Below are 21,910 nucleotides of genomic sequence, written 5' to 3' on the forward strand. Positions count from 1 at the left end.
GCCTGCAGGAAATAACACGATGCTCGCTACTGTTCTTATTGCTGTCGTTGCATTCATCCATGTCTACATTCTTGTGCTGGAAATGTTCCTGTGGAACACCAGAACAGGGCACAAGGCCTTTAATTTGCGTCCCGACTTTGCGCGGGAAACCCGCGTGCTGGCCGCGAATCAGGGGCTCTATAATGGTTTTCTGGCGGCGGGCCTGGTCTGGAGCCTCTGGCTTGGCGAAAAAGGCGTCCATGTGGCCATCTTCTTCCTGGTCTGCGTGCTGATTGCCGGTCTCTTTGGCGCAGTGACGGCCAGCCGGAAGATACTGTACGTTCAGGCATTACCTGCTCTCGCGGCCCTGCTTGCGCTGCTTCTCTGACGCAACGCGTTGGTCAACCGTCCGTCGTCGGATATACTTTTGGCTTCACCCTGAGAGGTTAACACTGTTATGAATAACGAAATCCCACTGAAGTATTATGACATCGTCGAAGAATACGCGACGGAAGCGACAAAGCCCGTGAGTGAATCGGAGCAGGACCCGCTGGCGCATTATTTCCAGCTGCTTCTCACGCGTTTGTCGAATAATGAGGAGATTGATGAGGAAGCCCAGCAAGAGATGGCGCGTGAAGCTGGAGTACATGCCGAACGTATTGATGATATTGCGAATTTCCTCAATCAGTGGGGAAATGAATAACCTACCGAGCGATACCAGTGAGCTGCTTCGCAAGCTCACTCCGGGTGACCGATTTTGAGAAATACCATCCCTGAACGAAAGCCTCGGGATATCTTTCTGCAATAAAGCGATACTGTATTTCGCTCTCAACGCCTTCGAAAACAAGCGTTTTATTCAGTTTTGCGAGGGCGTCACAAAAGATAACAAAAATATTCTGCTTATAATGCTCGCTGATGCCGTCGACCAGCGACTTGTCGATTTTGATCTCATCATATTCCAGAAGAGAGAGTCGGGCCAGGTTTGAGTTTTGCACCCCGAAGTCATCAATGGATATCTTTACGCCAAGCGATTTTAACTCCTTACAAAAATCCTCCAGAATAGTCTCCGTGGAAACGGCTTTTTCAGAAAGCTCGATTTTAACCAGAGACAGGGGAATGTTATTAGCTAAACACAGACGGCGTAAGATGCTGATAAATTGTCCATCTTCTATTTCCGTTCTTCCTACATTGAGTGAAACCACCAGTCGATGTTTAATAACAAGCGGTGCGATATCCGCAAGGGATTTTTCGAGAATGTTAATGTAGTATTTTTTATACAGGCCTATTTTTTTGATTAGTGGAATAAACAGCTCCGGGGAGACGTCACCGTATTTTACATCACGCCATCGGGACAAAACTTCCACACCCACTATTTTTTTATCCTGAATCCTGACAATAGGCTGGTAGTGCACGCCGATAGTGTTGGTAAAAACGGCTTTAACCAGCGTCCGCTCCAGTGAGAATCGATCTTCATTGAGTCGAAAGAAAAATAGCGTTATCGCCACCCAGATAAAACATAAAATGGCCGCGAGCACGGTAAACACGACGGGCGACAGGGAGGCCAGTCCCGCATTGTGGTGCTTCACAATGACGCACAAATCCCAGGATGCGCTGCACTGGGTGAGTGTAAGGGTAAACAAAGAGGAATGCAGTCCGCTCTGCTTTTTTAACTCCGGGGTCGCCGAAAAAAATATTCTGCCGAAGTCTTTTGTGGTTGTGCTGAGAGAGTAGTTTGCGGTGACCGGGATGAATTTATCGTAAGCGTTGCGGGAGGTGAAGATAATAAGATTATTATAGATGGCCGCATTGCCGGTAAAAAAATCTTTTCTGGAAAATTGCGCGAGGAGGAATCCTCTGGGCGTTTTATGCAGTTCTGCAGGAAGCGGGACAGGATTAGCGAGTTTTCCCCAAAAAGCGGTACAGATTATTTTCCCCTGTTCTATATAACCGATGTCTGCAAGATAGCGGCTTTCAAGCTTTATCTGCCTGTAGCGATCGAGACTGCTTTTGTCACATCCCTGAGCGCTCAGGCTTTTGAGTGTCTGTGCCACGCTCTGGGTCAAACTTTCCGAATAGTGTAAAAGGGTACGGGAAATTTCAAGCTGCTTGCTTTTCTGCTGACCCACGATAACCGCGTTGACCGCATAAAGAGACAGGAAGACCAGAAACGCTGAAACGATAGCAACGGCAATGATCTTTTTCATTTTCCGGATACCCTGTCTGCTCCCTGATTTCTCAAATCTTAACACAGGCAGGGCAAGCTACAAGCGTGATAATAACGGCAGCCGGGCTACTCCAGAGAAATGAACGCCTGCCTAAGTGCAATTCATTTTCCTCTTAACCAGAGCTTTGTTACAGTGACAACAGTTGTCAGCCAGGGATGACTGGCGTGATAAGGTGGAAAAGCTCGTGCATGTGAAAAATACTTTTTACACAACAACCATTACCGTCATCATTGTCTCACTGATCGTTTCATTGTCGCTTGCCGTCCAGATTGCCACGTCCCGACAGCAGTCAATCCAGCAGATCAATACCAGCGTTGCCAATTTGAGCCATACCCTGAACGTCTACACTGAAGGGATCATCCGCCAAAGTGAAATGTTGATTACCACCGTTTCCGACACAATTGAAATTTATGGCATGACCCCTCAACAGGCGATCAATATTCAGCGAATGATAAGCAATCAGGATAATCTTCTCACTCAGATTAATAATGTAGTTGTCTATGATGCGCATGGGGATATCTTCACCGCGTTGCACAAAAATTTTGCGGGTCCCCGTAAAGGCGCGGACAGGGCATTTTTTGTCTATCACAAGGAAAATAAAAGTCAGCAGATTTATATTGGTGAGCCGGTGATAAGCAGAACCAATGGTAAATGGGTTATTACCCTTAGCCGACGACTTGAAACCCATACCGGTGCGTTTAACGGTGTTGTGGTGGTGACACTGGGTATCGAAAATTTTCTGGCCCTGTATGGACAGATAAATATTGGTCACGCGGGTGTTATCGGTTTAACGACACAAGCAGGCGTTTTACTGATTCGTTATCCTTTTAAAAATAACTATATCGGTACGATTTTTTCTGATTCACCTCTCTTCAGAAAATACCTCAAGGTACAAAATACAGGTATAGCCAGCTCTGTCTCCCGGTTTGATAAAATCGAACGCATTTATGCCTATGAGAAAAACAGACGCTACGGACTGGTTACGACGGTAGCGGTAAGCATCGATGAAGCCCTTTCACCGTGGCGCAAGCAGGCGATTCAGCTTGCCGCACTTATTTTGGTCTTTACCGCGACACTCATCGTGGCGTCCTGTTTCCTCTATTCCGATTTATCCAGAAAAACACGGGATAACAAAGCGCTAAAAATTATTGCCTCGGAGGATGCGCTGACAGGGCTTTATAACAGGCGCATCTTTGATGAAAAAATTCTCTCGGAAATTGCGGCGTGTGCGGTAAAGGACGCGCCGGTTTCGCTGCTCCTTGTGGATGTGGACTACTTCAAAAAGTACAACGATAACTACGGCCATCCGGAAGGAGACAGATGCCTGGCGTTGCTGGGAAACTGCCTCAGGGAAAGTCTCACTCGGGACAACCAGATTGTGGCGCGCTATGGCGGGGAGGAGTTTGCGTTGATTTTGCCTGAAACGGATATTCAGGAGGCGCTCCGCCTTGCGCAGACGATTATTCGCAATGTTTTCTCTCAGCAAATTGAACACGCGTTTAGCCCCTTCGGGCGGGTCACGGTAAGCGTAGGGATCTCCAGTGCGCGTGCTGTCAACATCGCGGATAGCCAGCAGAATATTATTAATGCTGCCGACCAGGCGCTCTATCAGGCAAAACGCGGGGGACGCAACCGGCACGCTTTTGTTGGGGCATGATCAAAAAAAAGCCCACTCATGAGTGGGCAAGAAATACTGGAAGCAATGTGAGCAATGTCGTACTGAATACCTGAGTGTTTTTCTCAACTATTCAGTGTTGAGAAAGATAATCTTTCTCAACAAAAGATGCAACCCCACATTTCTTGTGGAAGGGCATATTGATGAAGAAATGTTCACATGCTCTCTGTGAGGCTTATCACAAATTTCCTTTCTCAGATCCTGTGCTATCCTTTTTGTGTCGTTGATTTAATGACAAAAACCATACAGAGAGGAAAGTTATGGGAATTTTATCCTGGATTATCTTTGGGCTTATTGCGGGTATTCTGGCGAAGTGGATCATGCCGGGCAAAGATGGCGGTGGGTTTATCGTCACCATAATACTGGGTATTGTCGGCGCGGTAGTCGGCGGTTGGATCAGTACGCTGTTCGGTTTTGGTAAAGTCGATGGCTTTAACTTCGGCAGTTTCGCGGTCGCGGTGATCGGCGCGCTGGTTGTGCTGTTTATCTACAGAAAGATCAAAAGCTAATACTGAAGCGTTAAAAAGGCTGCCAGATGGCGGCCTTTTTACGTAGCGGGTTTACCACCAGCCAAACTGTGTGCCGGCAAACGCCACGACGGCAACGAGCAACATAATGAGGGTGGTTTTTCTCATTTATCCCCCCGGAGCTGCGTAACCACCGACAAAAAACCACGCCAGAAAGACTACCGCCGTTATAAAAATAACGACCGGGAAGAGGATCCCTATTCTCATATCATCACCTGTTTCGGTTTCTGTAACGCCGTAGAGTGTACGGGGTTAATCCATAACGAGAAAGCCTGTTTTGCTTTTTCCTTTCTTATCCTGATACATCGCGATATCTGCGGCACGTAACGCACTGTCCGGATCGGTTACCCCGGGATCCACTTCGATAACGCCGAGGCTGGCGCCCGGATAAATGATGCTGATGGTACCCAGCCAGTATTCCCCCGCAATGCGGGCGCTGAGACGCGTTCTGAGAAGGTTAATTTGCTCCTCATTCCCGGCATTGCTCAGGGAGGCCACCAGAAACTCATCGCCGCCCAGCCGACCGATGATATCGTCCTGCTGTTTTTCTGCGGTCAAACGCTTGCCCACTTCAATCAGGAACTGGTCGCCTGCTTCATGCCCGTAGCGATCGTTAATCAGCTTGAAATCATCCAGATCGATAAAGGCAATGATGGCGTTACGTTTCAGATGTCGCGCCAGTGAAAACAGGGTGGTGAGATCCTCAAAAATGGCGCGACGGTTGGGTAACCCTGTAAGGGCATCTGTGTAGGAGTGTGCAATAAGGGCCGCATTGGCTTCACGAAGCTGGGTCACCAGAGACTCTTTCTGGATGGACTGGGCAATCAGCCCGGCGAATAACTTCAGAACCTGTTCACCGCGCTCGCTAAGCGGCTTTCTGGCCGTGCTGGTGGCACAGAGCGTTCCGTAGAGTGAACCATCCGCAAGATGGACAGGAATACTCATGTAGGTCGTAATGCCGAGCGCTTTCGCCGCTTCGCACTCTGGCCAGCGTTCGGGAACGTCGTTGCTGAATACGGTATCACTGTCCAGCGCACGCTTACACAGAGTTTCATCCCACGGGACGCTCAGCCCCTCAGGGATTGTCATCTGCTTGCTGTTGCGGGCATACAGGATATGCTGCAGTCGGGCTTCGATATCGATCTTAGTGAGGTAAGTCGACTCCATATCCGTCACGATCTCCAGCATCTCCAGCAGCTGACGAACGAGACCTTCAAGGGATTGTTCAGTGGCGAGGGTTTCTGAAACACGGGCAAGGATAATATCCGACATGACGTAGAAAGACTCCCAGCAGAAGACGTCTGCATCTGCATGCTATGCTGAATTCGTAGGCTTCCGGCATAGTTAAACATGAATGCAGAAAATTTAATACAGGCTGAAAGAAGGGGGATTAAGCGGGGAAAAAAGCCCCGTTGTTGTGAACGGGGCAAAGACATCTTGATTACGGAATGATGTTCTCTGGTCATAGTGAGAACATGCCGGACTATAGCGCTGAAAAGTGCAGTTAGAATGGAGAAATCATGGAGAATACGGCGACAAGCCGTTACCCTTAGCTTACGATGATGCTAAAAGGATCAATGAGATGAGATTTCTGCTTCTGGCGCTGGCGCTTCCCCTGGTTGCCTGCACCGCAAAAACAACCCCACCCGACGCCCCGAAACCGCCGCACGCCGTAGGCATGGCGAACCCGGCTTCCGTTTACTGCCTTGAAAAGGGTGGGGAACAGGTCCCGATTCAAAGCCCGCAGGGTGTCCGCACCGAGTGCAGGCTGCCTGGCGGTGAAGCGATCGACGAATGGACGCTCTATCGTCGCGATCATCCGCAACCCGCCAGGTGACAGACGGATACCGCCTGCGATACACTTCTCTTTAGGATTAATCTTAGCCAGTACCTGGCTACCGTTACCGCGAGAGAAGTATGTTTCAGCTTAAACCGGGCAGCATGGCGATGATCATCGGTGCCCGTACGGCGTCTGGACGTCGCAATATTGGTAAATCTGTTGAGCTATTTGGTCTTTGCCAGCCAGGCCTGCGTTTCGTTAACCCGGTCAACGGCGTGATGACGCAGTTGCCCGCAAGCGCGGACCGCGCGCTCTGGCTGGTGACGGGTGATGTTTACGCCTTTGACAATCAGCACGGCTTTGCGTTTGTTCGTGCCGAACACCTGATGCCGCTCACCCCGGACGAAGCTCCACAAATCCAGGATGCGCTGGCGGTCGGCTGATCACAGATGGCGCAGCCAGTCGGCTAAAACCAGAGCGTGATTCTGCTTCGTGTCTTTCGCGCCGTAGAGCAGGGTTACGGTCTGCTTGTTCGCCAGCGCCGCCAGACGCTCTCCTTCGTCCTTATGCTGCGCCAGCTCTTCCTTGTAGGCTTGAGTGAACGCCGCGAAATCAATCGCTTCGCTATGAAAGTCCTTGCGTAACGCACTGGACGGCGTGAGTGTTTTGCACCATTCGTCATACGCGAGGTCCGTTTTTTTCATCCCGCGGGGCCAGAGCCTGTCCACCAGAACCCGATAGCCATCGTCCGGGCTTGCCTGCTCATAGACGCGTTTGCATTGGATCATGATTCCACCCTCCCAATTTAAGGTATTGTGATAATTGCAGAAGATCGGTAGTCTGAGGTTCCTTATGTTATCTGATAATACTCTGGCATAAGGAACCTTTCATGGAACACCTCCCGGTTAAAACGACGCTGCGCATTGCGCTGGTTGGCGATTACAATCCTGATGTTATTGCACACAAGGCGATCCCACTGGCCATTGACGACGCCGCCGCGGTCCTTGACCTCACCGCCGATTACGACTGGCTAGCCACCACGGAATTAACCAGTTCTGAGGATCTGGTGGGCTACGATGCCATCTGGCTGGTTCCCGCAAGCCCCTATAAAAACACCGAGGCGGCCTTTATTGCCGCACGCTACGCGCGTGAAAACAGCATTCCGTTCCTGGGCACCTGCGGTGGATTCCAGCATGCGTTGATTGAGTATGCCCGTAACATGCTGGGCTGGAGCGACGCGGCACATGCTGAGACGGATACCGAAGGCACGATGGTGATTGCGCCGCTGACCTGCTCGCTGGTGGAAAAAACCGATGCCATTGAGCTGCGTAATAATACGCTGATCGCGAAGGCCTACGGAAAGCCGGAAATCGTTGAGGGTTATCACTGTAACTATGGCGTGTCGGCGGCGTTTGCGCAGGAACTGGAGAGCGGTGATATGCGCGTGACGGGCTGGGACGAGCAGGGGGAAATCCGCGCTGCGGAGCTGGTGACCCATCCGTTCTTTGTGATCACCTTATTCCAGCACGAGCGTGCTGCGCTGGAAGGGCGTCCGGTGGTGCTGGTGCAGGCAATGCTGCGCGCGGCGCGCGGTTAAAAAAAGGCAGACCCTATGGTCTGCCACCGTGTTTAACGAGGCGTGATTTCGCGGTCGCGCCCGGCAAGTACGCCGCAGATGGCCATGACGACAGCGGCCAGCGCGCAGGCGAGAAGCGGGATGCGCCAGTCTCCAGTCGAATCGTGAATTTTACCCATCAGCGGCGGACCGCAGGCGGCGAGCAGATAGCCAATCGACTGCGCCATACCTGACAGCGCCGCGGCCTGGTGCGCGGTGCTGGCGCGCAGCCCGATAAACGTCAGGCCGAGGATCATCGTTGCCCCGGTACCAAAGCCGAACACCAGCGTCCACATCACCGCCATGTCAGGCATAAACCATAGCCCCGCCGCGCTTACCGCGCACAGCAGCGCCACTGCGCCTGCAATGGTTCGCTGATCTTTCAGACGGTGGAGGATCAGCGGCACGGCAAGCCCAGGCACGGCCGTGGCCAGCTGCAACAGCCCGTGCACCGAGCCGGCCTGCGCTTCGCTGTAGCCGTGGCTGAGCAATATCGCCGGCAGCCAGCCGATGATGACGTAGTAAATCAGCGAGTTAATCCCCAGAAAGAGCGTCACCTGCCAGGCGAGGGCCGAGCGCCAGATGGCGCGATTATGCAGCGCGCCGGCGCCTGTTACCGTCGCAATGTGTTTCTGACGCCACTGGGGCAGCCAGAGCAGCAGCGCGACCAGCGGAAACGCCATCAGCATCAGCAGCGCGCCATGCCAGCCCGCGCTACCCTGCGCCAGGGGAACAATCATCGCTGAGCCAAACGCCGCCGAGATGCCCATTGTCAGGGAATAGGCGCCCGTGAGTCGGGCAACCTGGCCCGGGAAATCACGTTTGATTAAGCCGGGCAGCAGCACATTCCCGAGCGCGATCCCGCAGCCAATTACCGCCGTTCCGACGAAAAGCAGGGTGGTGGAAGGCAGGGAGCGAACCGCAATTCCGGCGCAAATCAGCAGCAAGGCGACAAACAGGCTGCGCTCCATGCCGATACGCCGGGCAACGCCTGCTGCGAGCGGCGAGACAAGGGCGAAAGCCAGCAGGGGCAGGGTGGTCAGCAGACCGGTTTGCGCCGTGCTTAAGCCATAATCGAGGCGAATAGTATCGAGCAGCGGGGCTGCTCCGGTAAAGGTGACGCGAAGCGTGGTGGCAATCATCAGGATGCCTGCGATTAACAGCGCGCCGTGTTTTCCTGAGGTGCGAAGAGCAGTAGTCATTGTGTTCTCATACGTTCAAGCGAGCGCACACAATACCGATTTTTTCAGCGGTTGAAATCAGGCTAAAATGACAGTTTATCGCTTATATCGGACAAACTGATGATTGGTCTGGGACTGGACGGCTACGATCCTGATAGCCAGCACGATGCGGCCGTCGCGTTTCGCATCCGCGTGGTGGCGGAGGAACAATATATTCCCCGGCATCAACACCGTAAGGGGCAGCTGATTCTGGCCCTCGGCGGCGCCATTACCTGCGAAGTGGAAAATGCCATGCTGATGGTACCGCCTCAGTATGCCGTCTGGATCCCTGGCCAAATGCCGCACAGCAACAGGGCCACGCCGGGGGCGCAGCTCTGCTTTTTGTTCATTGAGCCAGGTGCCGCCAGCCTGCCCGACCGCTGCTGCACTCTGAAAATTTCCCCCCTCGTGCGGGAGCTGATTTTATCGCTGGCTGAGAAATCACGTGAACAGCTTCAGCTTGCGGCCACATCGCGTCTGGTGGATGTCCTTTTTGACGAGCTGCCGCTCCAGCGGCAGGAGCATCTGCAGCTGCCCGTCTCACCCCATCCTAAAATCCGGCTGATGAGCGAGAAGATGGCGGAAGAGCCCGCTGCCTGGCAGACGCTGGCACAGTGGGCGAGCCACTTTGCGATGAGCGAACGTAATCTGGCGCGGCTGGTGGTGAAAGAGACCGGCTTAAGCTTTCGACGCTGGCGTCACCAGCTGCAGCTGATTTTGGCGTTACAGCATCTGATAAGCGGGAAATCGGTTCAGCAGGCGGCACAGTCGCTGGGCTACGACTCTACCACCGCGTTTATTACCATGTTCAGGAAGGGGCTGGGCCAGACGCCGGCACGTTATATGGCCAGCCTGACTATGACTTCCCGATAAACAGGGAAACCAGCCCTGCCGCAATCAGCGGGCCCACCGGCACGCCGCGAAAGAGCGCCACGCCCAACACGGTACCCACCAGCAGGCCGGCAACCAGTGAAGGCTGGCTGCTCATCAGCGTAACGCCGCGCCCGCCCAGCCACGAGACAAAAATGCCTACCGCGATCGCCACCAGCGATTTCCAGTTCACAAACGAGTGTAGTAACGTCGAGGCGGGAAGCGTTCCGCCGGCAATGGGCGCCATCACCCCGATGGTTAAAATGATGATCCCGATGGTGAGGCCTTGCTTTTCTATCCACGGGAAAAAGGTGTTTAACGGGGTCACGCGCACAATAATCAGCACCAGAATCGAGATGGCGACTGTGGTGTTATGGCTGATAAACCCGAGCGCGGCGAGAGCCAGAAGAATGAGCAGAGTAGGGTCAAACATGGGAAGTCCTTGCCAGAATAGTTACCCTGCTTACTGTACGCGGAAAAGCGGCGGAAGACAGTTTTAAAAAGATTCTCTTGCTGTCATAACCTTGTCATTTACGCGGACTAAAACGAAGGCAGGTATCGCAACGGGGCCGCCATCATGAACGATCACATGTTTGTTGAAGCGCTGATCATCTCCTCATCGTTTTTCGCTATTGCCGCGATTCTCGTCGCCTCCGTCCTGTTTCTGGAACGAAAAGGCTGACAGCGCCGTCACGACGACGCTTTATGGAAGTTAACAAGCTCAGGACGGGCAATGCGCAGGTAATCCTGGGTATCCATAATCACGGATTTCTCCAGTAAGCCGGCGTTAAAGGCGATTTCGTCGAAACGCTCAAACAGCAGCGGGTCTGCAACCAGCGCTAAATCAGGATGGAAGCTAAAGGGCGGGATAGCGCCAAAAACGCAGGCGGTAAGGGTATCAACCTCGGCCGGGCTGGCGAGGGAAGCCTTAAGCCCGCCAAAATGGCTGGCAAGCTGGCTCAGATCGGCCTGCAGGTCTGCGGCAAGAATCGCCAGTACGTGTTTTTTAACGCCGTTGCCCTTCACTTTGCAGACCAGGGCTTTTGCACCCTGGCGCAGATCGGTCCCGCGAATTTCACTCACCGCTTCACATTTCCCGACCGCCTCATGCTCCATGACGCGAAAACGCGCGCCCTGCTCGGTGAGTAAGGAAATCAGCTTCTGGTGGGTTCCTGCCCCAAAAACGTCGTCAGTCATCACAATTTTCCCGGTGATAATCCAGTATGCAGCTTGCTACATTAGCACGGGATGAACGGGGTCGAAAGAAAACAGCCAGCGGATTCGCTGGCTGCAGGGTTATACGTTGCTGGTGGCAGATTGCTTGTGGAAGAGCTCTCTGAATACCGGATAAATATCATCCTGATCGCGGATATGCTGCATGGCAAAGTTATCGAACATGGACTGCAGATGTTCATACTCCCGCCACAGGGTCTGGTGAGCGCGACGGGTGATTTCGATATAGCTGTAGTAACGCACCACCGGCAGAATTTTCTTCGCCAGGATCTCGTGACACAGCGGTGAGTCGTCGGCCCAGTTGTCGCCATCCGACGCCTGCGCGGCATAAATGTTCCACTGCGCCGGGTCATAACGCTCTTTCACCACTTCGTCCATCAGTTTCAACGCGCTTGATACGATGGTCCCCCCGGTCTCCTGAGAGTAGAAGAACTCATGTTCATCCACCTCTTTCGCCTGGGTGTGATGGCGGATATACACCACTTCCACGTTCTTATAGGTTCTGCTCAGGAACAGGTAGAGCAGAATATAAAAACGCTTCGCCATATCTTTGGTGGCCTGGTCCATTGAGCCGGAGACGTCCATCAGACAGAACATGACCGCCTGGCTGGAGGGTTCAGGGCGTTTTTCGTAGTTCTTATAGCGCAGGTCGAAAGTGTCGATAAACGGCACGCGGTCGATCTTCGCTCTTAGCTCGGCAATCTCTTTACGCAGGCGCTCCTCTTCCAGCAGTTGCGCTGGCTCCGTGTTTTCCACGACCTTCAGGCTGCTCTCCAGCTCGCGCAGCTCACGACGTTTGCCTGCCGTCATGGCCGTGCGTCGCGCCAGCGAATTCTGCAACGAACGCACAACACTGATATTGGCGGGCACGCCGTTGGCGGTATAGCCCGCGCGATGGGTTTTGTACTCATTAAGCTGACGATGCTGATTTTTTTTCAGGTTCGGCAGCGCAAGGTCCTCGAACAGCAGGTCGAGATATTCATCTTTCGAAATCTGGAAAACGAACTCATCCTGACCTTCACCGTCCTGGCTGGCCTGTCCCTGACCGCTTCCTGAACCACCACCGCCGCCCTGAGGGCGCTCAATTCTGTCGTTCTGAACAAAGTGGTCATTACCTGGGTGTACGCGATGGCGCAGGCCCCCGCGCCCCTGATGAAACATCGGTTCGCTGATGTCATCGGTAGGGATGGAGACAGACTCGCCGCTGTCGACGTCGGTCACCGAGCGTTTGTTGATGGCCTCGGAGATCGACTGTTTAATTTGCGCTTTATAACGGCGCAAGAAGCGCTGGCGGTTCACCGTGCTCTTGTTTTTGCCGTTAAGACGCCGGTCAATAAACCAGGTCATATACCCCCCGTACTGCATTTGCCAACTTGCGTTTTTGTTGGCCCGGCAGGCGCAGGCGCTACCGGGCACTTGTTTTAGGACGATTTACGCACGCGCAGATACCATTCGCAGAGCAGGCGAACCTGCTTGCGGGTGTAGCCTTTTTCCATCATACGGTCGACAAAATCGTCGTGTTTCTTCTGCTCGTCGGTTGAGGTTTTGGTGTTAAACGAGATCACCGGCAGCAGCTCTTCGGTATTGGAGAACATTTTCTTCTCAATGACCGTGCGCAGCTTCTCGTAGCTGGTCCAGTTCGGATTGCGACCGTTGTTATGCGCTCTGGCGCGCAGGACGAAGTTCACAATCTCATTACGGAAGTCTTTCGGGTTGCTGATCCCGGCAGGCTTCTCAATTTTTTCCAGCTCCGCGTTCAGGGATTCACGGTCAAACAGCTGGCCGGTATCCGGGTCGCGGTACTCCTGATCCTGAATCCAGAAGTCAGCGTAGGTGACATAGCGGTCGAAAATGTTCTGCCCGTATTCTGAGTAGGATTCCAGATAGGCCGTCTGGATCTCTTTGCCGATGAACTCAGCGTATTTCGGAATCAGGTAGCCTTTCAGGAACTCAAGGTAGCGTTCAGCCTGCTCCTGCGGGAACTGCTCGCGCTCAATTTGCTGCTCCAGCACGTAGAACAGGTGAACCGGGTTGGCCGCCACTTCCGCATGATCGAAGTTAAAGACGCGGGAGAGGATCTTAAACGCGAAACGCGTGGACAGACCGTTCATCCCCTCATCGACCCCGGCGTAGTCACGGTATTCCTGATAGGACTTCGCTTTCGGATCGGTATCTTTCAGACTTTCACCATCATAGACGCGCATTTTCGAATAGATGCTGGAGTTTTCCGGCTCTTTCAGGCGCGACAGGATGGAGAAGCGCGAGAGCGTTTCCAGCGTACCCGGGGCGCATGGCGCGTGTACCAGCTCGCTGTGGTTAAGCAGTTTCTCGTAAATTTTGATCTCTTCGGAGATCCGCAGGCAATAAGGCACCTTGACGATGTAAACGCGGTCAAGGAAGGCCTCATTGTTTTTATTATTACGGAAGGTCACCCATTCTGATTCGTTAGAGTGGGCGAGAATGATGCCGTTAAACGGCAGGGCGGAAATACCTTCCGTCCCGTTGTAGTTCCCTTCCTGGGTCGCTGTCAGCAGAGGATGCAGCACTTTAATCGGTGCTTTGAACATCTCAACGAATTCCATAATCCCCTGGTTGGCGCGGCACAGCGCACCGGAATAGCCATAGGCATCCGGGTCGTTTTGTGCGTAGTTTTCCAGCTTACGGATATCGACTTTGCCCACCAGCGCCGAGATATCCTGGTTGTTCTCATCACCCGGTTCCGTTTTGGCGATAGCGATCTGCTCCAGTATGGATGGCCATACTTTCACCACACGGAACTTAGTGATATCGCCGCCAAACTCGTGGAGGCGTTTTGCCGCCCACGGCGACATGATGGTGCCGAGGTAGCGGCGCGGGATGCCAAACTCTTTATCCAGAATTTGCGCATCTTCCTGCGGATTAAACAGGCACAGCGGATGGTCGTTCACCGGGCTGCGTTCGCCGTTGGCGCTCAGCACATAAATCGGTACGCGCTGCATCAGCGACTTCAGGCGTTCAGCCAGCGAGGATTTACCGCCGCCGACGGGGCCGAGTAAATAGAGGATCTGTTTCTTCTCTTCCAGACCCTGGGCGGCATGCTTCAGATAGGAGACAATCTGTTCAATGGCATCTTCCATACCATAGAACTCTTCGAAAGCCGGATATCGGGCGACCACCCGATTCGAAAACAGACGGGAAAGCCGTGGCTCCAGGGCAGTATCAACCATGTTTGGCTCACCGATAGCCATCAATAGCCGTTCTGCCGCATTGGCATAGGCACTGCGATCTTGCCGACAAATGGTAAGAAACTCCTGCAGTGTGAACTCTTCGTCCTTGGCAGCTTCATAGCGCTGGCGATAGTGATCGAATATATTCATGGCATGCCGTCCTTTCGTTTTTTAGCACAGGATAAGAGCCGTTCGTATGAGTAGTGGAGGCTCCCGGAAGAGAATCTCTCGCACCCCACTGCCAGAGCAGCAACCTGTGTGCCAGGTCAGACGCTAAGAACCGCAGGTGTTCAGGAAAACTCTTCTTAAATTTAAGCGTAGATGGCATTTGCCAAACTTGCATGCTGAGAAAAACTAATTTCAATGACATATCAATAACTCATCCAAAAATTTCCACCTGAGTTATAAGGCTTAAGGACGTTTTTCATTCAGCGGTCATATAAATGAAAGCGGGCTGTCATCTGAAAAGTTAAAAATAATGGGTTAATCAGACTGATTAGCAGGCAAAAAATTTTGGGATGTACGGGAATGGCGGTTACACTTCACCCGCTGATTATTTGACTACAGGAAAGAATGGATTGTGACCAAACTCAAACTTCTGGCATTGGGCATCCTTGCCGCTACCGCAGTTAGCACCGCTCAGGCGGAAAGTCAGTGGACGGTGGGCGCGGGCGTTGGCGTCATTAACAGCCCATACAAACAGTATGACCGCGATGTTTATCCTGTTCCCGTTATCACCTATGAAGGCGATAATTTCTGGTTCCGTGGTCTCGGCGGCGGCTACTATCTCTGGAACGATACGGCCGATAAGCTATCTATCATGGCCTACTACGATCCAACGCACTTCAAGCCGGGAGACAGCGACAGCCATGCGCTTCGCCAGCTCGACAAGCGCAAAAGCTCTATGATGGCCGGGCTTTCGTACGTGCATAACACCCAGTATGGCTTCCTGCGTACGGCCCTGGCGGGTGATACGCTGGATAACAGCAACGGCTTTATCTGGGATCTGGCCTGGCTGTACCGCTATACCAACGGTGGGCTCACCCTGACGCCGGGTATCGGGGTGCAGTACAACAGTGAAAACTACAACGACTACTACTATGGCGTCTCTAAAAACGAGTCCCGCCGCAGTGGGCTGAAAAGCTACAGCGCTGATGACGGCTGGGATCCTTACCTGGAGCTGACCGCGAGCTATAACTTCCTTGGCGACTGGAACGTCTACGGCACCGGTCGTTACGAGCGTCTGAGCGACGAAGTGAAGGATAGCCCGATGGTCGATAAGTCCTGGGCTGGCATCTTCTCTGTGGGTGTGACCTACAAGTTCTGATTGTGCATTATTTTAGTGCAATCTTTGCATCAAAACGGGGCGCTTGCGCCCCGTTTGCTTTTGCGTGGTGCGGCGGCATTATCGCTTAACGATGCGGATCGTCTGCCCTAAACGTGATGGCTTTTCTTCACTGGCTTTCTGCGGGGTGGTCACGCAGGCCGTTTCCACGCAGACGAACGTTTTATAACCGTCGTCAGGCACGTCGGCCATGCTTACAGACAGAGCAGGACCCGGGTTCCAGCCCACCACGTTGCTGTGATGGTGATGGACCACCTCAATGCTGCGGTTCAGGGCACCGTCGTGGATCACGCTGCATGCTTCCGGATGCAGATAGACGCGGTCGGTACGGTCAGGGAACGCCTGAACGCCGTCGCTCAGTTTGCCTTCTTTGGCGTTATCCACTTTATCGATAAAGGTATCGCCAAGGCCGCTCACCTTCACTGCGCTGATATCACCCACGTTGAAGTAGGTATGCAGGGCCGAGGTGGTGTCGAACTCGCCGTGGGCTTCCAGCTCAATTTCGCAGGTTTTACCCAGCTTGAAGCGGGCATACAGGGTGAACTCGTGCGGCCACAGGGCGCGGGTCTCGTCATTTGCCTGCAGCTCAAAGGTCAGCACGGCGCCGTTATCGTCTTCGTTATGCGCTTTCAGCGTCCACTGCTGGTTGCGGGCAAAACCGTGAGAAGGCAAACCCGGCTGTGCAGACGGGCCAAACCACGGCCAGCAGATCGGTACGCCACCGCGAATAGCCGCCCCTTTTTTGAAGGAGGTCGCATCGCTCAGCCACAAACCTTCGGCTTCGCCTTCCGGTTTCCAGGAGAGCAGGTGAGCGCCGTTCAGCGCCACGGACGCTTTAACGCGGGGATGGTCAACGACGATAACGTCGGCACCGTCAATCTGACGGCGGGAGAGCACAGGGGTAAGTTGTTCGACTACCGGAAGTGCAAAAATTTTATTAATCATTAAGCAATCCTCTGTCTAAAAAACAATAAAAAAGGCGACCGAAGTCGCCTTTTTGGATCAAGCACTCATCTCAACTTATTTGGAGATGTGAGCGATCAGGTCCAGTACTTTGTTAGAGTAACCAGTTTCGTTGTCGTACCAGGAAACCAGTTTCACGAAGTTGTCGTTCAGTGCGATACCTGCTTTAGCATCGAACACGGAAGTGCACACTTCGCCGTTGAAATCGGTAGATACAACGTCGTCTTCGGTGTAACCCAGAACGCCTTTCATTGCGCCTTCGGAAGCAGCTTTGATTGCTTTCTTAATTTCTTCATAAGAAGCAGCTTTTTCCAGACGAACAGTCAGGTCAACAACGGATACGTTAGGAGTTGGAACGCGGAACGCCATACCAGTCAGTTTGCCATTCAGTTCTGGCAGTACTTTACCTACAGCTTTAGCAGCACCGGTAGAGGATGGGATGATGTTCTGAGCCGCGCCACGGCCGCCGCGCCAGTCTTTGTGAGACGGGCCATCAACGGTTTTCTGAGTAGCGGTGGTAGCGTGAACGGTAGTCATCAGACCTTCGATGATGCCGAAGTTGTCGTTGATAACTTTAGCCAGCGGTGCCAGGCAGTTGGTGGTGCAGGATGCGTTAGAAACGATGTCCTGGCCAGCGTAAGTTTCGAAGTTTGCACCACGAACGAACATTGGGGTGTTGTCTTTGGAAGGACCGGTCAGAACAACTTTCTTCGCACCCGCAGTGATGTGTTTACGTGCAGTTTCGTCGGTCAGGAAGATACCGGTTGCTTCAGCAACAACGTCAACACCGATTTCGTTCCATTTCAGGTTAGCTGGGTCTTTCTCAGCAGTAACGCGGATGGTTTTACCGTTAACAACCAGGTGGCCGTCTTTCACTTCAACGGTGCCGTCGAAACGACCGTGAGTTGAGTCGTACTTCAGCATGTACGCCATGTATTCAGCGTCCAGGAGATCGTTGATACCAACGATTTCGATGTCAGAACGTTTCTGAGCAGCACGGAAAACAATACGGCCGATACGGCCAAAACCGTTGATACCTACTTTGATAGTCATATATTCCACCAGCTATTTGTTAGTGAATAAAAGGTTGCCTGTAAAATTACAAAAACCTTACGCAGCGTCAAGCGGAATCGTGTCAATCATTGCGACAAATCAATCCTGTGACTAACGTTTGTGCGACTGACTCGCCTCACTTTCCCTTTGAGCTTGCAACCACATGGGGGCTGCGCCCGGAATTTTAAAGGCCTCGCAGGATAAAAATGTGAACATGATCACAATTGCCTGACCGCCTTTTCGCGACACATAAGTTTAGAACAAAAGTGCACGCAAGGGTGTTAATGTTTTGTTAGAATCGGGGTTAAAAGATGTCTGTTTCTACAGCGAGATGTAAGCATATGTCGAACCAACGTAACCCTGACGATTTGAAAAAAAACCTCACAGAAATGCAGTTTTACGTGACGCAGAATCACGGAACGGAGCCGCCATTTACCGGGCGTTTGCTGCATAACAAGCGAGACGGCGTCTACCACTGTCTGGTCTGCGATGCCCCGCTGTTTAATTCACAAACGAAATACGACTCTGGCTGCGGCTGGCCGAGCTTTTACGAGCCGGTGAGCGATGACGCAATCCGCTATCTGACCGACTCGTCGCACGGTATGGTGCGCACGGAAATTCGCTGCGGCAACTGCGACGCGCACCTGGGGCATGTTTTCCCGGATGGCCCTCAGCCAACGGGCGAGCGTTTCTGCGTAAACTCAGCTTCTCTGAGCTTCAGCGACGATGAAAACGGCGACCAGATTAAGGGTTGAAAAAACGATTCAGCAAATTATTCCTTTGAAAGGGAGAGATCGTGAATATTGAGGACATGATTAACGGGATGACCCCGGAAGTTTATCAGCGTCTGGTGACCGCCGTTGAGCTGGGTAAATGGCCCGACGGTGTGGCCCTGACGCCTGAGCAAAAAGAGAACAGTTTGCAGTTGGTGATGCTGTGGCAGGCGCGCAACAACACCGATGCACAGCACATGACTATCGATACCAACGGTCAGATGGTGATGAAGAGCAAGCGCGAGCTTAAGGAAGATTTTGGCATCACGCCGAAGCCGATTGCGACTTTCAAATAACGCTCTCCGTGTGGGCCGGGTAAGCGCTAGCGCCACCCGGCACATACACCTTAGTGCTTAATTCCGAGTGATTCCGCCAGCTGTTTCGCTAACTGATTGTTATCATCAGCCCCGTACTCCCAGAACATCGCCCCGGCGAGGCCTTTCTCTTTGATGTAGTCTGCCTTGATCGCGACGGAACGCGGGTTCTCATACGAAATCGCAAACAGCGCGTTGCCATCAGAACCCTTTACCGAGAGCCACGGCACCTTCGCCTGGTCGTCCCAGTGCTCGGTAAAACGCTTCTGCGGATCGTTCAGCAGCTTCTTCACGATATCGTTGTACTTCACGTAGGTATCTTTGGTCAGGTCATAGCCGAGCGATTTAAACAGGCCGATCTCCTGCGGCCCGAAGTAGGGCTGGGTGACCGGATTTTTTTGCGCGTCCGGCTTGCTCCAGTCAATGCCCGGTTCAACCGCACGTTTCGGTACGCGACCGTAAAAACCGATCCCGAGGTTCATCTGCTTCGGCTTAAGTCCGGCGGCCAGATAGTTGCTCACCACAAAATCGACGCTGTATTTATCGGCGGCAGCCACCGTTGGCCAGGCGCTGGAGTCATACAGGTTCGCGTTGAAATACTGGGTACCGTACGCCATGTCGTAGGTCATCAGGTTGATATAGTCGAGCAGGGGCGCGATGGCTTTGACATCTACCCAGCTTTTCGGACTTTCCGCATTCGCGCCCACCGCAATGGTCACCAGCTTTTTCTGCCCAAACGCCGCGCGCATCTCTTTCAACAAGGCGGTGAAGTTATCCCGATCGGCTGGCTGGCTTGCAACCAGCCCCCACGCGCCGTTAACCGGATACTCCCAGTCGAGATCGATCCCGTCCAGGCCGTATTTGTCGACAATTTCCTGCGCGGAGCGGATAAACACTGCGCGACTCTCTTTGGTTGCCGCCGCGCCAGAGAAACCACGCGCGCCCCAGCCGCCAACAGAGAGCAGGACTTTCAGGTTCGGGTTTTGTTTACGCAGGGCCGGTATGAGGGCCAGATCGGACGCCACTTTTGGCGACAGCCAGATTTGATGCAGTTTCGTCGGATCTTTCAGCGCGGCGTTGGTCTCGTCTTTCTCGTCGTTATAAACAAGTCCAAACGAGTAGTTCAGATGGGTGATCTGGCGAACGTCCAGCTTATTAATATCGCCACCCGGTCCGGCGGTGACATCGCCACCCCCGTTAAAGTAGCCCACGGACATCAGCGGCGCGGCGGAAGCAAGTGACGCGCAAAGCAAGGGTAATGCTGCCAGCAGGGGCAAACGTTTCATACAAGTTCCTCTTTGACGTAATAAAAATAACCACGCCACAGAAAAGGCGTGGCGAAAAAACAGCCTGATGAGAATAGCATTGCCGTTTCGCTTGTGATGCGAGGGAGTTCACTTTATGGGAGATCGGAGCGGGGTAAGCCGGGTAAGCGTCAGTGCCACCCGGCTTAAAAGACTACGCCTGCGTTTCCAGCCAGTCTGCCAGCGTATACAGCGTAGCACCTTCAGCGGCCATATCCATAAACGCCTGAGCGCTGTCCTGTGGGTGAATGTTCACCCCACGACAGCCGTCGGTGATGACGCTGACGGTATAGCCTAACTGGAGCGCGTCCAGCACGGTAAACTTCACGCAATAATCCGTCGCCAGACCCAGCACGATCAGCTCCGTGATTTCATGGTGACGTAACCACGCGTCCAGCGCCGTCTTCTGACGATGCCCGTTATCGAAAAACGCGCTATAGCTGTCGATAGCCGGGCTTTCGCCTTTATGGAACACCGCGTCGATGGCTTTCTGATTCAGGAGCGGATGCAGCTCCGCGCCTTCCGTCTGCTGTACGCAGTGATCCGGCCAGAAAGTTTGCGCCAGCCCGTCGAGTTCACCCTGGGTGAACGGCTCGACGTTGTGCTGGCTGGCAAAGCTGCCGTGATTCGCCGGGTGCCAGTCCTGGCTGGCGACAACCGCTTCACTGCGTGCTTTGCACCAGTCAATCAGCGCGTTGGCCACGTCAACGGTGCTGTCACCTTCGGCGACGGCAAGCGCACCGCCCGCGCAGAAATCATTTTGCAAATCGACCAGTAGCAGGGCGCGTTGCTTCATGAGACCTCCTTATTCGTCCGGGGTCAGTTCGCCGCGCAGGTTTTGCATCATGGCGCGGCGAATGGACTGAATGTCCAGATCCTGACTCAGTAAATAGTGAAGTTTAGTCAGCGTCGCCTCAACGGTCATATCGAAGCCGCTGATCACCCCCGCGTGCGCCAGCGCGTTGCCGGTGGCATAGCCCCCCATATTCACTTTGCCGGACATGCATTGGGTCAGGTTCACGACCACAATTCCGCGCTCGCTGGCTTCCTGAAGCTCTTTCAGGAACTCGCCGTTCTGCGGAGCATTGCCCACGCCATAGGAGCGCAGGATCAGCGCTTTCACCGGCTGGCGCAGGAAGTTGCGCACCACGTCTGCGGAGATCCCCGGATAGATGGTGACCACGCCAATCGGCTGCGGGGTAATCGGATGCACGATCAGCTCGCCAGCGGTGTTCGGTGCCGGAGGCGTTCCCAGACGACGGATATGAATCCCGGCTTCCAGCAGCGGCTGCAGGTTAGGGGAGGCGAAGGCGTCAAAACCGTCGGCATGGGCTTTGGTGGTGCGGTTGCCGCGATACAGACGGTTGTTGAAGAACAGCGACACTTCGTTGATCGGGTAATTGGCCGCCACGTACAGGGAGTTCAGCAGGTTGATCTGCCCGTCAGAGCGCAGCTCGGCCAGCGGAATTTGCGACCCGGTGACGATCACCGGCTTGCTCAGGTTCTCCAGCATGAAGGAGAGCGCCGAGGCGGTGAACGCCATGGTGTCAGTGCCGTGCAGGATCACGAAGCCGTCGTACTGGTCGTAATGGGCTTTAATGTCATCCGCAATGTGCTGCCAGTCTTCCGGCGTCATGTCGGAGGAGTCCATCAGCGGCTCGTATTCGTGGATGGTAAAGTCAGGCATTTCCGGACGGTGGAATTCAGGCATCAGCGCAAGCTGACGCTGCAGGTGGCCGGAGACCGGAATATAGCCGTTTTCAGAGCGCTGCATCCCGATGGTACCGCCAGTGTAGGCGACATAAATCGATTTCTTCTGCATGGTAGT

26 protein-coding genes are annotated in these 21,910 nt (G+C 53.5%); 12 read left to right on the forward strand and 14 right to left on the reverse strand.

The window, feature by feature from the left end; translation table 11 throughout:
- Nucleotides 1-19: 19 nt before the first annotated feature.
- Both ACR42C_RS09180 and ACR42C_RS09185 read left to right on the forward strand, forming a co-directional pair.
- Nucleotides 20-367, forward strand: a complete 348-nt coding sequence (locus ACR42C_RS09180; protein ID WP_302218808.1) for a DUF1304 domain-containing protein — start codon at nucleotides 20-22, stop codon at nucleotides 365-367.
- A 69-nt stretch (nucleotides 368-436) separates the two neighbouring features.
- Nucleotides 437-682 carry a DUF2543 family protein gene (locus tag ACR42C_RS09185; protein ID WP_163328873.1) on the forward strand — a complete coding sequence of 82 codons (246 nt, stop codon included), beginning with the start codon at nucleotides 437-439 and terminating at the stop codon, nucleotides 680-682.
- 1 nt (nucleotide 683) lies between these two features.
- Here ACR42C_RS09185 and ACR42C_RS09190 read toward each other — a convergent pair whose 3' ends face one another.
- Nucleotides 684-2,183 (reverse strand): EAL domain-containing protein, encoded by a 1,500-nt coding sequence (locus ACR42C_RS09190; protein WP_479985035.1) that lies wholly within the window; start codon nucleotides 2,181-2,183, stop codon nucleotides 684-686.
- A gap of 193 nt (nucleotides 2,184-2,376) precedes the next feature.
- On the opposite strand from ACR42C_RS09190, the gene ACR42C_RS09195 reads away from it, so the two are divergent.
- Both ACR42C_RS09195 and ACR42C_RS09200 read left to right on the forward strand, forming a co-directional pair.
- The gene (locus ACR42C_RS09195; protein WP_239508619.1) at nucleotides 2,377-3,861 is read left to right on the forward strand and encodes a sensor domain-containing diguanylate cyclase; all 1,485 of its coding nucleotides are present in this window, start codon (nucleotides 2,377-2,379) and stop codon (nucleotides 3,859-3,861) included.
- A 278-nt stretch (nucleotides 3,862-4,139) separates the two neighbouring features.
- Nucleotides 4,140-4,388: a GlsB/YeaQ/YmgE family stress response membrane protein gene (locus tag ACR42C_RS09200; RefSeq protein WP_028012758.1), complete on the forward strand. Its 249-nt coding sequence runs from the start codon at nucleotides 4,140-4,142 to the stop codon at nucleotides 4,386-4,388.
- 126 nt (nucleotides 4,389-4,514) lie between these two features.
- Here ACR42C_RS09200 and ACR42C_RS09205 read toward each other — a convergent pair whose 3' ends face one another.
- Both ACR42C_RS09205 and ACR42C_RS09210 read right to left on the reverse strand, forming a co-directional pair.
- Nucleotides 4,515-4,613, reverse strand: coding sequence for a YoaK family small membrane protein (locus tag ACR42C_RS09205; RefSeq protein WP_479985036.1), 99 nt, complete (start codon nucleotides 4,611-4,613; stop codon nucleotides 4,515-4,517).
- A gap of 45 nt (nucleotides 4,614-4,658) precedes the next feature.
- On the reverse strand, nucleotides 4,659-5,678 hold the full coding sequence (locus ACR42C_RS09210) for a sensor domain-containing diguanylate cyclase (RefSeq protein ID WP_233002374.1): 1,020 nt from the start codon (nucleotides 5,676-5,678) through the stop codon (nucleotides 4,659-4,661).
- 310 nt (nucleotides 5,679-5,988) lie between these two features.
- Here ACR42C_RS09210 and ACR42C_RS09215 point away from each other — a divergent pair, with 310 nt between their 5' ends.
- A complete protein-coding gene (locus tag ACR42C_RS09215; RefSeq protein ID WP_116340593.1) occupies nucleotides 5,989-6,243 on the forward strand; it encodes a putative hemolysin in 255 nt (84 codons plus the stop codon).
- A gap of 80 nt (nucleotides 6,244-6,323) precedes the next feature.
- A complete protein-coding gene (locus ACR42C_RS09220) occupies nucleotides 6,324-6,629 on the forward strand; it encodes a nuclear transport factor 2 family protein (protein ID WP_163328879.1) in 306 nt (101 codons plus the stop codon).
- Here ACR42C_RS09220 and ACR42C_RS09225 read toward each other — a convergent pair whose 3' ends face one another.
- Nucleotides 6,630-6,974 (reverse strand): DUF488 domain-containing protein, encoded by a 345-nt coding sequence (locus tag ACR42C_RS09225; protein WP_166710793.1) that lies wholly within the window; start codon nucleotides 6,972-6,974, stop codon nucleotides 6,630-6,632.
- A gap of 101 nt (nucleotides 6,975-7,075) precedes the next feature.
- Between ACR42C_RS09225 and ACR42C_RS09230 the strand changes: the two genes are divergently transcribed.
- Complete coding sequence (locus tag ACR42C_RS09230) at nucleotides 7,076-7,783, forward strand: CTP synthase C-terminal region-related (seleno)protein (RefSeq protein ID WP_163328882.1); 708 nt, start codon at nucleotides 7,076-7,078, stop codon at nucleotides 7,781-7,783.
- Nucleotides 7,784-7,815: 32 nt separating this feature from the next.
- On the opposite strand, the gene ACR42C_RS09235 is transcribed toward ACR42C_RS09230, so the two are convergent.
- Nucleotides 7,816-9,003, reverse strand: a complete 1,188-nt coding sequence (locus tag ACR42C_RS09235) for a CynX/NimT family MFS transporter (RefSeq protein ID WP_479985037.1) — start codon at nucleotides 9,001-9,003, stop codon at nucleotides 7,816-7,818.
- A 99-nt stretch (nucleotides 9,004-9,102) separates the two neighbouring features.
- On the opposite strand from ACR42C_RS09235, the gene ACR42C_RS09240 reads away from it, so the two are divergent.
- Nucleotides 9,103-9,894, forward strand: coding sequence for an AraC family transcriptional regulator (locus ACR42C_RS09240; protein ID WP_316378930.1), 792 nt, complete (start codon nucleotides 9,103-9,105; stop codon nucleotides 9,892-9,894).
- Here the strand turns inward: ACR42C_RS09240 and ACR42C_RS09245 are convergent.
- Complete coding sequence (locus ACR42C_RS09245; protein ID WP_316378932.1) at nucleotides 9,878-10,324, reverse strand: DUF441 domain-containing protein; 447 nt, start codon at nucleotides 10,322-10,324, stop codon at nucleotides 9,878-9,880. The two genes, ACR42C_RS09240 and ACR42C_RS09245, sit on opposite strands and share 17 nt — an antisense overlap.
- Nucleotides 10,325-10,468: 144 nt before the next feature.
- On the opposite strand from ACR42C_RS09245, the gene yoaI reads away from it, so the two are divergent.
- Nucleotides 10,469-10,573 (forward strand): small membrane protein YoaI, encoded by a 105-nt coding sequence (yoaI, locus tag ACR42C_RS09250; protein ID WP_226857506.1) that lies wholly within the window; start codon nucleotides 10,469-10,471, stop codon nucleotides 10,571-10,573.
- Nucleotides 10,574-10,581: 8 nt separating this feature from the next.
- On the opposite strand, the gene ACR42C_RS09255 is transcribed toward yoaI, so the two are convergent.
- The 3 genes from ACR42C_RS09255 to yeaG form a co-directional block, all read right to left on the reverse strand.
- Entirely contained in the window at nucleotides 10,582-11,088 is a 507-nt protein-coding gene (locus ACR42C_RS09255; RefSeq protein ID WP_479985038.1) for a YbaK/prolyl-tRNA synthetase associated domain-containing protein, read from the reverse strand.
- Between the two features lie 99 nt (nucleotides 11,089-11,187).
- Nucleotides 11,188-12,471 (reverse strand): YeaH/YhbH family protein, encoded by a 1,284-nt coding sequence (locus tag ACR42C_RS09260; RefSeq protein WP_116340581.1) that lies wholly within the window; start codon nucleotides 12,469-12,471, stop codon nucleotides 11,188-11,190.
- Between the two features lie 74 nt (nucleotides 12,472-12,545).
- The gene (gene yeaG / locus ACR42C_RS09265) at nucleotides 12,546-14,480 is read right to left on the reverse strand and encodes a protein kinase YeaG (protein ID WP_116340579.1); all 1,935 of its coding nucleotides are present in this window, start codon (nucleotides 14,478-14,480) and stop codon (nucleotides 12,546-12,548) included.
- Between the two features lie 430 nt (nucleotides 14,481-14,910).
- Here yeaG and ACR42C_RS09270 point away from each other — a divergent pair, with 430 nt between their 5' ends.
- Nucleotides 14,911-15,657, forward strand: a complete 747-nt coding sequence (locus ACR42C_RS09270) for a MipA/OmpV family protein (RefSeq protein ID WP_041910477.1) — start codon at nucleotides 14,911-14,913, stop codon at nucleotides 15,655-15,657.
- 78 nt (nucleotides 15,658-15,735) lie between these two features.
- Here the strand turns inward: ACR42C_RS09270 and ACR42C_RS09275 are convergent, their stop codons facing one another.
- Both ACR42C_RS09275 and gapA read right to left on the reverse strand, forming a co-directional pair.
- The gene (locus tag ACR42C_RS09275; protein WP_166710801.1) at nucleotides 15,736-16,620 is read right to left on the reverse strand and encodes a D-hexose-6-phosphate mutarotase; all 885 of its coding nucleotides are present in this window, start codon (nucleotides 16,618-16,620) and stop codon (nucleotides 15,736-15,738) included.
- Nucleotides 16,621-16,695: 75 nt separating this feature from the next.
- A complete protein-coding gene (gene gapA, locus ACR42C_RS09280) occupies nucleotides 16,696-17,691 on the reverse strand; it encodes a glyceraldehyde-3-phosphate dehydrogenase (RefSeq protein WP_014831506.1) in 996 nt (331 codons plus the stop codon).
- A gap of 341 nt (nucleotides 17,692-18,032) precedes the next feature.
- Between gapA and msrB the strand changes: the two genes are divergently transcribed.
- Together msrB and ACR42C_RS09290 are read left to right on the forward strand one after the other, a co-directional pair.
- A complete protein-coding gene (gene msrB / locus ACR42C_RS09285; protein WP_013097052.1) occupies nucleotides 18,033-18,446 on the forward strand; it encodes a peptide-methionine (R)-S-oxide reductase MsrB in 414 nt (137 codons plus the stop codon).
- Nucleotides 18,447-18,487: 41 nt separating this feature from the next.
- Complete coding sequence (locus ACR42C_RS09290; RefSeq protein WP_045261608.1) at nucleotides 18,488-18,760, forward strand: YeaC family protein; 273 nt, start codon at nucleotides 18,488-18,490, stop codon at nucleotides 18,758-18,760.
- 50 nt (nucleotides 18,761-18,810) lie between these two features.
- Here ACR42C_RS09290 and chiD read toward each other — a convergent pair whose 3' ends face one another.
- The 3 genes from chiD to ansA all read right to left on the reverse strand — a co-directional run bounded on the left by chiD (nucleotide 18,811) and on the right by ansA (nucleotide 21,904).
- Nucleotides 18,811-20,064: a chitinase ChiD gene (gene chiD / locus ACR42C_RS09295; protein ID WP_116340573.1), complete on the reverse strand. Its 1,254-nt coding sequence runs from the start codon at nucleotides 20,062-20,064 to the stop codon at nucleotides 18,811-18,813.
- Between the two features lie 172 nt (nucleotides 20,065-20,236).
- Nucleotides 20,237-20,878, reverse strand: coding sequence for a bifunctional nicotinamidase/pyrazinamidase (gene pncA / locus ACR42C_RS09300; RefSeq protein ID WP_479985039.1), 642 nt, complete (start codon nucleotides 20,876-20,878; stop codon nucleotides 20,237-20,239).
- A gap of 9 nt (nucleotides 20,879-20,887) precedes the next feature.
- The gene (ansA, locus tag ACR42C_RS09305) at nucleotides 20,888-21,904 is read right to left on the reverse strand and encodes an asparaginase (protein ID WP_028012774.1); all 1,017 of its coding nucleotides are present in this window, start codon (nucleotides 21,902-21,904) and stop codon (nucleotides 20,888-20,890) included.
- Nucleotides 21,905-21,910 lie beyond the last annotated feature (6 nt).

This window comes from Enterobacter sp. MG-EB028, from assembly GCF_056673305.1.